This is a genomic window from Nostoc sp. JL34 (genome assembly GCF_017114945.1).
In the GTDB taxonomy this organism is placed as follows: Bacteria; Cyanobacteriota; Cyanobacteriia; order Cyanobacteriales; family Nostocaceae; genus Nostoc.
This window is the reverse complement of the sequence record NZ_JABXKQ010000112.1, coordinates 25,733-39,378: the sequence shown is the minus strand read 5'-3', so window position 1 is coordinate 39,378 and position 13,646 is coordinate 25,733. Positions and strand designations below refer to the sequence as shown.

Annotated in this window: 12 protein-coding genes; 8 read left to right on the top strand and 4 right to left on the bottom strand. The window is 43.8% G+C overall.

Annotated elements, in window-relative coordinates:
• Positions 1–303: 303 nt before the first annotated feature.
• Positions 304–2,967 carry a bifunctional aconitate hydratase 2/2-methylisocitrate dehydratase gene (gene acnB / locus HWQ44_RS20095; RefSeq protein WP_292722155.1) on the bottom strand — a complete coding sequence of 888 codons (2,664 nt, stop codon included), beginning with the start codon at positions 2,965–2,967 and terminating at the stop codon, positions 304–306.
• 293 nt (positions 2,968–3,260) lie between these two features.
• On the opposite strand from acnB, the gene HWQ44_RS20090 reads away from it, so the two are divergent.
• From HWQ44_RS20090 to HWQ44_RS20065, 6 genes are all read left to right on the top strand, one after another.
• Complete coding sequence (locus tag HWQ44_RS20090) at positions 3,261–3,581, top strand: 2Fe-2S iron-sulfur cluster-binding protein (protein ID WP_292722152.1); 321 nt, start codon at positions 3,261–3,263, stop codon at positions 3,579–3,581.
• Between the two features lie 147 nt (positions 3,582–3,728).
• The gene (locus tag HWQ44_RS20085; protein WP_292722150.1) at positions 3,729–3,908 is read left to right on the top strand and encodes a hypothetical protein; all 180 of its coding nucleotides are present in this window, start codon (positions 3,729–3,731) and stop codon (positions 3,906–3,908) included.
• Positions 3,909–4,061: 153 nt separating this feature from the next.
• On the top strand, positions 4,062–5,117 hold the full coding sequence (locus HWQ44_RS20080; protein ID WP_292722147.1) for a DUF3326 domain-containing protein: 1,056 nt from the start codon (positions 4,062–4,064) through the stop codon (positions 5,115–5,117).
• A 73-nt stretch (positions 5,118–5,190) separates the two neighbouring features.
• Complete coding sequence (locus HWQ44_RS20075) at positions 5,191–5,787, top strand: CPBP family intramembrane glutamic endopeptidase (protein WP_292722144.1); 597 nt, start codon at positions 5,191–5,193, stop codon at positions 5,785–5,787.
• Positions 5,788–5,989: 202 nt separating this feature from the next.
• Complete coding sequence (locus tag HWQ44_RS20070; protein WP_292722142.1) at positions 5,990–6,181, top strand: hypothetical protein; 192 nt, start codon at positions 5,990–5,992, stop codon at positions 6,179–6,181.
• A gap of 90 nt (positions 6,182–6,271) precedes the next feature.
• The gene (locus HWQ44_RS20065; RefSeq protein ID WP_292722140.1) at positions 6,272–7,423 is read left to right on the top strand and encodes an AI-2E family transporter; all 1,152 of its coding nucleotides are present in this window, start codon (positions 6,272–6,274) and stop codon (positions 7,421–7,423) included.
• 195 nt (positions 7,424–7,618) lie between these two features.
• On the opposite strand, the gene HWQ44_RS20060 is transcribed toward HWQ44_RS20065, so the two are convergent.
• Entirely contained in the window at positions 7,619–8,509 is an 891-nt protein-coding gene (locus tag HWQ44_RS20060; protein ID WP_292722137.1) for a DUF4231 domain-containing protein, read from the bottom strand.
• 754 nt (positions 8,510–9,263) lie between these two features.
• On the opposite strand from HWQ44_RS20060, the gene HWQ44_RS20055 reads away from it, so the two are divergent.
• Entirely contained in the window at positions 9,264–10,433 is a 1,170-nt protein-coding gene (locus HWQ44_RS20055; protein WP_292722134.1) for a homocysteine biosynthesis protein, read from the top strand.
• Positions 10,434–10,576: 143 nt separating this feature from the next.
• Here the strand turns inward: HWQ44_RS20055 and HWQ44_RS20050 are convergent, their stop codons facing one another.
• Positions 10,577–11,602: a hypothetical protein gene (locus HWQ44_RS20050; protein ID WP_292722131.1), complete on the bottom strand. Its 1,026-nt coding sequence runs from the start codon at positions 11,600–11,602 to the stop codon at positions 10,577–10,579.
• A gap of 378 nt (positions 11,603–11,980) precedes the next feature.
• Between HWQ44_RS20050 and HWQ44_RS20045 the strand changes: the two genes are divergently transcribed.
• Entirely contained in the window at positions 11,981–12,874 is an 894-nt protein-coding gene (locus tag HWQ44_RS20045) for a tetratricopeptide repeat protein (RefSeq protein WP_292722129.1), read from the top strand.
• Between the two features lie 68 nt (positions 12,875–12,942).
• Here HWQ44_RS20045 and HWQ44_RS20040 read toward each other — a convergent pair whose 3' ends face one another.
• A complete protein-coding gene (locus HWQ44_RS20040) occupies positions 12,943–13,563 on the bottom strand; it encodes a TMEM165/GDT1 family protein (protein ID WP_292722126.1) in 621 nt (206 codons plus the stop codon).
• Positions 13,564–13,646: the final 83 nt, after the last annotated feature.

Sequence of the window (13,646 nt, the reverse complement as noted above, 5' to 3'; positions counted from 1 at the left end):
TCAGTACCTCTGCCATAATCCCCCTGTCAATAGGGTTTGAGACGCGCTAACCCTGCTATTTTAGTCTGGCTTAGACTCAAAGATTTAGCTTATAAAACTGGTCAAACAATCTATCAAATTAAGCATGGATTGTTATCAAATTATTTAGTTCAGCAACTAAAACGTCCGGATGTTCCCATGTTTATTGTCTAGTTGTTTGGCGCTCGGTGCGGCTGCGCCGCACCATCGCTTGTGACAGTTGCGTAAGTCCTGACCTATTGAAATTGTGGTGTGAGGTGGGCAATGCCCACCCTACTATATTTACTAACGCAAACTACTAGCTGGCATACCCAAAATATCCTCAAGCCTCGGCATATCTTCCAACGCAATAACGCGCCCTTCATCCTCAAAACCGAGGATTTGATCGAAGTTCAAATACCGATATAAATCATCGGCAAAAGGCTCAATTCTACTCGCCACAATATCCAAATATTCCTGTACTGTGGGAAGCCGTCCCAGTAGCGCACAAACTGCGGCTAATTCTGCTGAACCAAGATACACTCGCGCATCTTTACCCATGCGATTATTGAAATTGCGCGTAGAGGTAGAAAACACTGTTGTACCATCAGCAACTCGTGCCTGATTTCCCATACACAAGCTGCATCCTGGCATTTCTGTCCGCGCACCCGCAGCCCCAAAAATGCTGTATACACCTTCTTCTTTAAGTTGGTGTTCATCCATGCGCGTTGGTGGTGAAATCCACAGGCGAGTTTTCACTTCACCTGCGCCTTCTAAAACTTTCGCTGTTGCCCGATAATGACCAATATTTGTCATACAAGAACCGACGAATACTTCTTGTACTGGATCATTAGCAACTTCTGATAATAACTTAACATTATCAGGGTCATTGGGAGCAGCAACAATTGGTTCTTTGATTTCGTTCAAATCAATTTCAATTATTTCGGCATACTCAGCATCAGCATCACCTTCTAATAACACAGGATTTGCTAACCATTCTTCCATTTTTGCGACACGGCGCAGCATGGTACGCGGATCGTGATAGCCCCGTGCTATCATATTTTTCAGCAACGCTACATTAGAACGCAGATATTCCGAAATTGTTTCTACACTCAGCTTAATTGTGCAACCGGCACAAGAACGTTCGGCGCTAGCATCGGTGAGTTCAAAGGCTTGTTCAACTTTTAAATCTGGCAAACCTTCTATTTCCAGAATTCGCCCGGAGAAAACATTTTTCTTATTCTGTTTCTCTGCTGTCAGCAAACCTTTTTGAATTGCCACGTAGGGTATGGCATTCACGATATCGCGTAGGGTGACACCTGGTTGCAGTTCACCTTTAAATCTTACCAAAACTGACTCTGGCATATCTAAAGGCATCACACCCAAGGCGGCTGCAAAAGCCACTAATCCAGAACCGGCGGGGAAGGAAATACCCAAGGGGAAGCGGGTGTGAGAGTCGCCGCCAGTTCCCACGGTGTCGGGTAGCAGCATCCGGTTTAACCAAGAGTGGATGATACCATCACCGGGACGGAGGGCGACACCGCCACGAGATGCAAAGAAATCGGGGAGTTCGTGATGGGTTTTGATGTCTACTGGTTTGGGATAAGCAGCTGTGTGGCAAAAACTTTGGATCACTAAGTCTGCACTGAAACCAAGACAAGCGAGTTCTTTCAATTCGTCGCGGGTCATGGGGCCTGTGGTATCTTGGGAACCAACGGTGGTGATGATGGGTTCGCAAGATGTGCCGGGACGCACACCAGGTAATCCGCAAGCTTTACCTACCATTTTCTGTGCTAGGGTGTAGCCTTTACCTGTATCAAAGGCTTGCTGGGGACGGGTGAAAACGGTGCTGGGTTCTAAACCGAGTGCAAGACGAGTTTTATCAGTGAGAGTACGGCCGATAAGTAGGGGGATGCGTCCACCTGCACGGACTTCATCGAGGATAGTATCAGGTTTAAGGGCAAAGGTGGAAATGACTTCGCCTGCTTCGTTTGTGATTTCGCCTTTGTAGGGATGGATGGTAATTACCATGCCGGTTTCGAGTTTGGTGACATCGCACTGGATAGGCAAAGCACCGGCATCTTCAGCTGTGTTAAAGAAAATTGGCGCGATCGCACCACCTAAAACATAACCCCCTGCGCGTTTGTTTGGCACAAAAGGGATATTATTTCCTGTATGCCACAACACTGAGTTGATGGCAGATTTCCGCGAGGAACCTGTACCAACTACATCCCCTACGTAAGCGACAGGATGCCCTTTTTCCTTCAACTCGGCAATAGTTGCCAAGCTTCCCGGTTGCCGTGACTCTAACATCACTAAGGCGTGTAAGGGAATATCTGGGCGAGTTGTGGCACTTTGGGCGGGGGATAAATCGTCGGTATTGGTTTCGCCAGGAACTTTAAAAACGGTGACAGTAATCGCTTCTGGCACTGTGGGACGAAGGGTAAACCATTCAGCTTTCGCCCAGGAATCAATCACCTGCTTGGCGAAAGGATTGGTTTTCGATAACTCTAAAATATCGTGGAAGGCGTCATACACCAAAAGGATTTTACTTAAGGCGTTGGCAGCGTAGGCGGCGATGGGTTCCTTTCCTTGTCCCCCCATCACCAGAGGTGTTTCAGATGAGTCTGAGAGGGATACAGTGGGCAATTGCAGCAAATCGATTAAAGATTGCACGTTGTAACCACCGATCATTGTGCCCAGCAATTGCACCGCTTCGATGGGCGCAATCAACGGACTGGTGATTTCCTCCTTGGCAATGGCGGTGAGAAATACGGCTTTGACATAAGCTGCTGGGTCAACACCAGGAGAAACGCGATCGCTCAATAGATGTAATAATATATCCTCTTGACCCTTGGGCGGATTTTTCAGTAATTCGCACAGTTCAGATGTTTGCTTTGCATCTAATGGTAAAGGGGGAATTCCCAGTGCTGCCCTTTCGGCAAGGTGTTTACGATATGATTCCAGCATTCTTAACTCCACTCCAAATATTTAGCCAAACAAAGTTTTAAGTGTGTATCATCACTTCCCTAGTTTCAGGGACATTCAACCTCACAAGTCTTTACAAATAGAATTAACAGCAAGTGAGTCTCCTTACTTTAAGTTTTTTGTCTAGCAAAGACTTATAATTATCACTGTATATCTATTTTTCCTGATAAAGCTCTTTGAAAATAATTCTCTTTTCGTCTTTGTTAACTTGATACTGTGTCTATTTATCAGATAAAATAACTTATTTGTCCTCTGTATCACGCAAGTGATTGTATATGCCCAAAACTTACACCGTAGAAATTGATCACCAAGGCAAAATTCATACCTTGCAAGTTCCTGAAGATGAAACGATCTTATCAGTTGCCGATGCTGCTGGTTTGGATTTACCGAGTTCTTGTAATGCAGGTGTTTGCACAACTTGTGCCGGTCAAATAAGTGAAGGAACTGTGGATCAAACTGATGGCATGGGCGTTAGTCCAGATTTACAAAAGCAAGGTTACGTATTGCTTTGTGTTGCCAAACCCCTTTCTGATTTGAAACTTGAGACAGAAAAGGAAGACATAGTTTATCAGTTACAATTTGGCAAAGACAAATAATCTGTGAACAGTTATCAGTATATCGGATGATTATTCATCGCTGAATAACTGTTCACTGGCATTACCAAATCTGATAAATCACATAAGTATTTGATAGCAACGGACATTAGCTATTCTAGAAACTACAAATCAAGAAGATTTACCAAGATGACGACTCATTTCATTACCGCAGAAGTTGATTTACAAGAAACTCCCGCAGAATTACTACAAGTAATTGAAACGGAGTTGCAGAAACAAGGCGAACCCCTCCGTTGGGCAGTTACCTCTGTGGACGTTGAGGAACAAAAAGCTACAGTTGAAGCTGTGGTGACAAAGAGTGCTGAGTAGTGAGTAGTGAGTTAGAAGTTAAAAGTTGAGGTTGAGAGATGGAAGTTATAAAGTTGAGAATTGGGAATTGGGAGTTAGTATTTAATGGCTTTTGATTTATAACTCAGCACGGGCTAAACGTCCTGCTACCGCTAACACCACTCAGCACTCAATATGTACACTGCTATCTTAATTGTACCAACTGGCGTTGGGGCTGCCATTGGGGGTTATGCAGGAGATGCTTTGCCTGTTGCCAAAGTTATAGCACAGGTTTGCGATCGCCTAATTACTCACCCCAATGTCCTAAATGGCGCAAGTTTGTATTGGAATCTCCCAAATGCTTCTTATGTTGAAGGTTACGGGCTTGACAAATTTGCCTCTGGATGCTGGGGTTTGCGTCCAGTCCGCAGCAACAAAGTAGGTTTGCTTTTAGACCAAGCTATTGAGCCAGAGTTGCGACTACGACATATACAAGCAGCAGATGCAGTCAGAGCAACTTTGGGATTGACCTTAACAGATTATGTAATTACTGATGCACCATTAAATGTAGAATTACGGACTACGGCATCGGGAGCTAGTTGGGGAACAATTGGCAACCCAGATAGCTTGTTACGGGCAGCAGAGATATTAATTAAAAAAGCAGGGGCAGAAGCGATCGCAGTTGTTGCCCGTTTCCCCGATGATATGGATGAGAAAGCAGTACAGAAATATCGCCAGGGTGAAGGTGTCGATCCTTTAGCGGGTGCAGAAGCCGTAATTAGCCATTTGCTAGTGCGAACCTTTCAAATTCCTTGCGCCCATTCTCCCGCCCTTTTGAGCGAACCTCCACAACCTGATTTATCTCCCCGTTCCGCCGCCGAAGAATTAGGCTATACCTTTTTGCCGTGCGTCCTTGTAGGATTAAGTCGTGCCCCACAATTTATAGTAGAGAGAGGAGGAATAGGATCGCAGCAAGAAGATATTTGGATAGATGAAGTGGATGCTGCGATCGTACCTGCAACTGCTTGTGGTAGCAGTGCCTTACTGAGTTTAAGCCAAAGACGATGCCAAATAATTACAGTTGAAGAAAATACAACTCTGATAAAAGTTCCTCACCAACCCTTGGGGATCAAAGCTATACAGGTAAACTCATATTTAGAAGCAATAGGTGTATTAGCAGCACACAAAGCAGGCATCAATCCCTCCTCTCTCCGTCCCAAATTATTACCTTTGCAGTCAATTAGTTATTAGTCATTAGTCATTAGTTATTCTCTCTCTGCTCCTCTAACCCGCATGCCCAATGCCCCTTAAAAATTAAAAACCCGTGATTGAACAACAAAAGCAAGAGCCAGAAATTCCATACTTGACACGCATCCAAGTACTTGGGGCGATGGGAGCGACTGCAATCATTTTGTTGATAGTCGCCAAACTTTCGTTATACTTTGGCAACTTTTCCATATTTTCTTGGGATTTGAACCAAAGAGAGTTACTGTTGGGTGTAGGGTTGGGGTTCCTCATCACTGCGTTAAGTGGCTTAACTTATCGCCTTTGGACTGCCTATCGGAAAAGTGCAGATTATTACCTAGAAGTGGTACTGAAACCTTTAGCTTTACCAGACTTAATTTGGCTGGGGTTACTACCAGGATTGAGTGAAGAATTATTATTTAGGGGTGTGATGCTGCCAGCTTTAGGCGCTGATCATACAGCTGTAGTTGTATCGAGTCTTTGCTTTGGCATCTTGCATTTTAGCGGTTCCCAACAATGGCCTTATGTAATTTGGGCAACGATTGTCGGGATGATATTGGCATATAGCGCCCTGCTCACGGGCAACTTGTTAGTGCCGATTGTCGCTCATATTATTACAAATTGGATTTCTAGCTATTTCTGGAAAATGTCGCAATTGTCGGCAATTAAAAAATAAAGGTCTTAAACCCTTGCTTCCTAGTGTTGGCGCAGCCTGCCGTAGGCATTGCTTTTTTAAAAGCATTCCGCAAGGTTGCCGGATTCGGCATCACATTTCTTAGAGAAAGTTGGAAAGGATTGTATCTGTAGGTTTATTGTAGAAAATGGTCGGTATAGCACAAATTCGTGTGTACCGCAAAAATTTGTATTGCCGTACTTTTATGGAAAATCAACTAGGATTTGTTCTGAAACTGCTTTTACTCTCGGCTTTGTTATCAGTATTAATTAAGTATGCAGGGCCAAGTCTATCAATTCCGGCTACAGCAACCAACGCGCTGATTATAGTATTGTTGCCGATTGTGATTATAGCGATCGCGCTACTGTGGCGATTCCAAGCACAGAAACAAAATTAACTCAAACTATTTACGCACAAGTTCCTAAAATCGGCTAACCTAGCTGAATTACCAAAAAATTGCATCTCGCCAACCCTTGGGAGTTAGCCTGTGAACCTCGGTCAATGGATCGGCTTAATCGCCATAGTTCTTTCTTTATACATCCTGTGGCAAATTCGGGAAGTGCTTTTACTAATGTTTGCCGCAGTTGTGTTAGCCACCACCTTAAATCGGCTAGCAAAACGCTTCCAACGCTTTGGGATGAAGCGTGGATTTGCCGTTCTCCTAGCAGTAGCTATCTTTTTTGCAGGTGTCGTGGGTTTTTTCTGGCTAATTGTGCCCCCATTTGCACAGCAGTTTCAAGAACTAACTAATCAGGTTCCTAAAGGGTTTGAGCGCTTTAATGGTTGGCTTGATGCCCTGAGAACTCGTATTCCTAACCAGTTAGTTCCCTACATCCCTGATATCAATAGCCTCATCCAACAAGTACAGCCCTTCGTCAATCGGCTACTCGGAAACTCCTTTGCCTTTGTATCTGGCTCTTTGGAAGTTGTCCTCAAGATTTTGCTAGTGTTGGTTTTAACAGGAATGATGTTAGCCGACCCTGTGGCTTACCGCAAAGTCTTTGTGCGGCTTTTCCCCTCATTTTATCGGCGGCGGGTAGATGGGATTTTAGATAAATGTGAAGTTTCTTTGGAGGGATGGATTACAGGCGCTTTCATTGCCATCTGTGTAGTGGGGGTGATGAGTCTGATTGGCTTATCAATTTTGCATGTCAAGGCAGCACTAGCTTTAGCGGTTTTAGCGGGATTTTTTAACTTGATTCCCAATCTGGGGCCAACGATGAGTGTAATCCCAGCAATGGCGATCGCCTTTTTAGATGAACCTTGGAAAGCGATCGCTGTCTTGATTCTCTACTTTATCATTCAACAGGTTGAGAGTAATTTCATCACCCCTGTTGTGATGGCGCATCAAGTCTCATTGCTACCCGCTATAACCTTAATTGCCCAGCTATTTTTCGTCACTTTCTTTGGCTTTTTAGGATTATTTCTGGCGCTACCCCTAACTGTTGTTGCTAAGATTTGGTTGCAAGAAGTGTTAATTAAAGATGTTTTGGATGAATGGGGAAACAATCATACACAAGAGACTGAGTTTGTGATAGTTTCTGAATCTCCCAGAGCAGATGATAAGTGGAAGGCAGAAAATTCAGACATTAATAAGAAGCCATCGATTGATGATGATCTCTTGAAATCAGAAGATTAGTCACTCGATTTTAGATTAAAGAACAAGGCGATCGCTTTTGGGTTTGAGAATAGGCGATCGCACTTTTACAGAACTAGTAAATCACAATCCGGGCAAAAGTCGGGAATCTCATAATTTCCAGTCAATCAGAAGAAATTCTATTTGAAAGAATAACCACAAACAAAATCCGACTGATTCATGACCACAAGCAGTTTATCAGCTATTCTTCTGGTTCGTTCCCTCTGCGGCTGCTTTGTTTGACTCATTAGATGAAGCTAATTCTGTCTTCTCTGATTGCGTCTCACTCGTTTGTTGCAATTGGTTGAGGTGAATATTGTTCACTTGAACGATAAAATATTCTAATGCCTGACTTGCCTTTTGTTGCTGTTGGGTTTGATCAGACACATCATAGCAACGATAAGGCGGAGTCACTCCCAGTATAAATTTCTCTTGTTCAGCTTCTAGCAATTCAACGGCTGTATTAGCAGCAAGCGAATTTTTCTGAAAAGGAAAAGAGGTAACTATACTAGCGACTATAGAAGCAATAGCTGGGCAAAGAACAGGGAGCCACTTGAGCCAAGCTTGTCCTGCTTCTAATTTGTCTACCAAGACTAAAATCGGTGTGACTCCTGATAAAATCACTGTCGCAATTTGCAAACTATAGTAAAGGTTCCTTGATAAACTTCTAATTTTTTTATAATCGTCAATCAAGTCTTGGCTGTATTGTAAAGCCTTCCCTCTTGTCAGAGTCAGCGTATCTTTATCCCAGGAATTAGGATTGGTTAATAGATAACTATAGAGTTCAGCTTTTTTGGTCAGTTCAGACTGATAAGCAGCCTGCTTATAGTTCTGAAATACTTGTCTATTGATGAGCAACAAAAAAAACAAAAAAGTTAGAGATACCGCTCCAGAAATTACAACTGTTTTATCATCTGAAAGAAAAAGAACACAAAGACCAGCAGATACAAAAGCTGCAAGTAATAAATACTCGATAACCTTCAAGTTAAACAACTTTTTTTCATCTAATGGTGAGGATAAATTTTCAATCTTCTCGGAAATTTTACTTTGGTTTTTTTGCTCAAGATTAGTTAATTCAGAAGTAGTCATTGCCTCTTACTCAATTAGTTATTAGGTGAAATGTAGCAATAAAATAAACAACAACAAGTAGAATTACTTTGAGGGGGTAGAAGTCAGGAGAAGTTCGCCAGAGAGCAGCTTTCTTTTGCTTAGATATCCCTTCTATTAACACTCTTAAGTAATTTTTCCCTTCCCAAAACCTTCTAGCATCTGCTATTGGCTCCCACTTGGCGATTGACTTGTTGGTTTAGAATGCTTTACCAATGCCAGAAATGTTTCTTTCGGTTGACGTAAAATCATTTAAGTCCAGTAAGTCTACTTAACACTAACCATACATACATTTGATTGATAATGCAAGGCTTTATGGTAATTTTACGTAGGCAGAAAAAATATTTCAGACATAGCTAGAGCTTGCCCTAAAAAATATATGATTTGGACTTTGCAATACTTGGATTGTTTTTTTTGAGAATTTTTACCCTATCCGGGGTGTTAAGCTGTCGCGCAGAGATTAGCGACAACTATAGCGGTTATCGCTTGGATGCAATACACTTTGACCTCACTTCCATTCCTCTCTCCTAAAAGGAGAGAGGCTTTGAATCTTACTCCCCAACGCTAGTAGGGAAGGGGTTGGGGGTTAGGTCTGTATTGCACTCAACCCAGAAGCGCTATATTTCGAGATGAAATTATGCAAGAGTATCCATAATCTGCGCTCACAAGAAGCAATGAAAATTTCTTTTCTTTACTCCCCATTCACCATTCACCAGGAAGCGCTAGCACTGATAAGATGCGAACAATTGCAGAAATTAACGAGAAAATTAGCCGCCAACGTGCGGTAGTGTTGACAACTGAAGAATTAAAAGCACGAGTTGTAGAAATTGGTGTTGCTAAAGCTGCTAAAGAAGTTGATGTAATTACCACTGGCACTTTTGAACCGATGGAATCAAGTGGTGCAATTATCAATCTGGGACACACTGACCCCCCGATAAAAATTCGCCGTTGCTGGTTAGATGGCGTACCAGCATACTCTGGTTTTGGGGCAGTAGATTTATATTTGGGTGTGAGTTCTGCTGTGGAGACTACAGACGGCGAAGAAGTCCGAGAACGTGGCGGCGGTCATGTAATCGAAGATTTGATTGCTGGTAAACCCATACACGTAAAAGCGCAAGGACAAGTAACAGATTGCTACCCCAGAGCAACTTTTGAAACTACAATTACCAGTGACACAATTAATCAGTTTTATTTATTCAATCCGCGCAATCTTTATCAAAATTTTATTGTTGGTGTCAATGGTGGCGATCGCCCCCTCTTCACCTATCTCGGCCCTTTACAACCGCGTCTGGGGAATGCCGTTTATTCTAATCCCGGTGCTATTTCTCCCTTACTCAACGACCCCGATTTGCAACTCGTTGGTATAGGGACTCGAATTTTTTTAGGCGGTGGTATTGGATATGTCGCTTGGGAAGGTACTCAGCACTTCCCTTTACAAAAGCGTTTAGCTAATCGTACACCGATTGGGCCTTCTGCCACTTTAGCTTTAATTGGTGATGCCAAGCAAATGGATGCTCATTGGGTGCGGGGGTGTTACTTCAAAAGTTATGGCCCCTCATTAATGTTGGGTGTTGGTGTACCACTGCCTGTATTAAATGAACAAGTAGTTGAACACTGTGCCGTGCAAGATCAAGACTTAGTAGCCCCAATAGTGGATTTTTCCATTCCTCGGCGCGTCCGCCCCACCTTTGGTTTGGTGAGTTACGCCCAACTCAAATCTGGGCGGATCACCATCGAGGGCAAAGCAGTGCGCGTTGCCCCCTTAGCGAGTTTGTTTTTTTCTAGGCAAGTCGCCCTAGAGTTGAAAAAGTGGATCGAAGCAGGTATGTTTACCCTAACAGAACCAGTTTCTCCAATTCCGATGGAGCGATCTTTTCTACCCCAAGACCGGCGGACGGATTTTTGATTGGAGCAGGGGAGCAGGGGAGAAGGGGAGCAGGGGAGAAGGGGAGCAGGGGAGCAGGGGAGAAGTAGGAGTAAGTTTTTCCCCTCTGCCCCTCTGCCCCTCTGCTTTTTTTGCCCCACGCCCCATGCCCCATGCCCCATGCCCTACTCTTGAGTCGGTTTTGGTCGCTTGATGGGTTTAGGAGCGGGTGTTTTTGGTATAGGCTTTGATACTACAGAGGGGTCGCTGCTTACGCCTGTTTTCTTGATGGGACGAGGAGTTTCGCCACTGCGTCTGGGTGGGAATGGTTTTCTACCACCAGCACCAGCACCACCGCCAGCACGAGGCCCACCTTTGAATGGTGGTCTGCGTTTTTTGGGCAAATCAGCGATCGCCTGAGCTTTTTCTACTACCAAAACGTCTGCTTCCCGCTTGGCTTGGAAGTCCCAGAATTTCCCCACTGCTTTGGTGGTCAGCACACCCCTCAATTTCAACTTAAAATATTTGGGTTTGTCAGTTGATTTGCGTGGAGCCTGCCTAATTTTGACTACCAAGCTTTTAGCATCAAAAGACTGGTATACTACTTCACCACGAACAGAAAAACCACCATCTGCAACTTCTGACGAGGGTTTGGGGGCAGTTGTATTTAGTTCAGAGTTCTCGGATAAGCCATCATCGAGTGTCTGTAATTGCAACTCCAAATCTGATTCGTCCTCATCTGTTGAGTTTTTAGCCAGATTTTCTGGCTCCCAAACTCCGACGATTTGGATATGCAAGGTATCATTTTCTTGTCTAGTACGTGGATATACTACCCACAAGTGTTCTTTTTCTAAGTCTAGATGATTCTTGACCAAGCTCATAATCCGGCCTAGGAGGACGGCATTGAGTTCTACACCATCTGCGGTTAGTAGCGTACCTTGAGTAAATTGTTCGCTGCTAGCATGATAGCGACCCCGGACTAACCCGATCGCTCGATACTGCATCGGTTCACTGGGAGGCGGAATCGGTTGCTGTCGATTAATCAAGTTCCCATTTGAGTCAGTCTCGCTGGGGTTGACAGGCAAATTTTCAACTACTTTAGAGGACTGGGCTGCTATATGAACATTAGCGGATGCCTCTACGTTAGTTGGGCCCTGGTTAGAGGCAGAAGAATTGGAGGATTCAGGCAACGGCATCAGGTCGGAATTCATAAAAACTCCTTGCGGCGGAGACACATCCCATTGTGGGATTTTACAAAGGCAGCTGGAAAGAGCATTTGTGCGACTGATGAAAGTATATTGGCTTTTCACAAAATCACACTAGGGTACTCTATACAATCCTAAAGGCGCTAAATTTAGTGTATAAACACTAAATGTGTAATTTAAGGCCTTTACACTAGTTTCGGAAGCATATCATAGCTACAATTCTGACGGCTCCTCCTAAAGTCATCACTTACTTTAGCAGTGTAGATAGTTAATTGTTATAAAATTCACAGGCAATTGGCGGTATTCCGCAAAGTTTTGGAAATTTTTAACTTTACGATTTGTGTAAATGATAATGTCATTAAAGTTCAGGAGAAAGACAAAACTGTGTCTAAACCGCGCAATCGTTGGATAGTTCAAGTCGTCTTAGCACTGGCAATTCTTGCTTTTGTGGGTGTTTCGGTGATTCCCATTATTGGAGCATTTAATAATACGCCACCCTCAAACCAGAATACTGCTAGCACCAGAGGCACTTTGTCCTCCGCTGACCAAAAATCAAAACTGGAAGACGAAGTACGGGGTTATGAACAGGTTTTGCAAAGGGAACCAGAAAATCAGACTGCGCTAAAGGGCTTATTACAGGCGCGGCTGCAATTACTGAGTCAAAAAGAAAAAAGTGAGGTTAAACCAGCTGATATCCAAGTTGTCATTGAACCCTTAGAAAAGCTAGCCAAGCTGAATCCCGAACAGTCAGAATATTCAGTGTTACTAGCTCAAGCCAAACAGCAAATTGGCGATCGCGAAGGAGCCGCTCAAGCTTATCGCTCGATTTTGTCCACGAAACCAGGCGATTTGAAGGCTTTGCAAGGAATGGTGGCTCTCTTGATCAGTCAGCAACGCCCCGAAGCAGCCATTGGTTTGTTGCAAGAAACCCTCTCTAATGCAGCCCAAGCAAATACAATTCAGCCTGGAAGTGTAGATACAGTAGCCGTGCAGGTGCTGTTAGGTTCTGTTCATGCTTCCCAGAAACGCTACGCTCAAGCTAGCTCTGTTTACGATCAGGCAATTAAGAAAGATCCCAAGGATTTTCGCCCCGTCGTGGCAAAAGCGATGCTCCTGAAACAACAAGGCAAAGATGCAGATGCAAAACCTTTGTTTGATAGTGCCGCAGCTTTAGCACCTGCTCGGTACAGAGACGAAATTAAGAAGGCAGGAACGGTTTCTCCCATTCCTAAATCTGCTCCATCTCCCGCGCCTTTACCGGAAAGTACTTCCAAGTAATGGGCATTGAACATTGGGAAAGAGAAAGCAAAAGTTATTTAATTTTGAATTTTGAATTTTGAATTGATTTACGCTCCCTCAATGGCAGCAACGACACCAAAGACTAAAAACAGGCATCCGCCAACAAAGGTGAGTTGACGCTCAGAAATGCGTCCGGCAATCATTTTACCGCCGATAACTGCGATCGCAGCACAAATGGCATGTCCCAAAATTGCACCTATTGTGACTCCAATTGGATTATTACCTGCGGCTAGGGCAATAGTGGCAATTTGGGTGCGATCGCCCCACTCGGCCATAAATGTCAACACAAAGGCTTCTATGACAATTCCTAAGGAAGTCTTTTGCTTTGGTAACTGCAAATCTGCTTGTTTCACCGCAGCCTCAGCTTCTTCTACAACTTCTGTATCGCAAGTAGCAGATGACATCTTACTAGCATCATATAACAGCTTGAGACCAAAGGCTATAAATAAAGCTATTTCGGCGTAATGGATATAAACTTTTGGCAATAAAGATACTGCTTGTCCAAATAGCACCGAAAGGATTGTCATTGCAGCTAAAGCAGCTGTTACACCTACAAACACCAGCCGCCGTGGGTGGTGCATTGCCAAAATCACAGCAATAAAAAATGTTTTATCGCCTAATTCTGAAACTGTAATTAATAACAAACCTGCGGTAAAAGCTGTTAACACTCTCTCAAGCTCCTGAAGAATCGTTTACCGATGTGAAGCTTGATGAGAGCCAAAAGACCTCACCAAGTTTACACTTTTCGGTG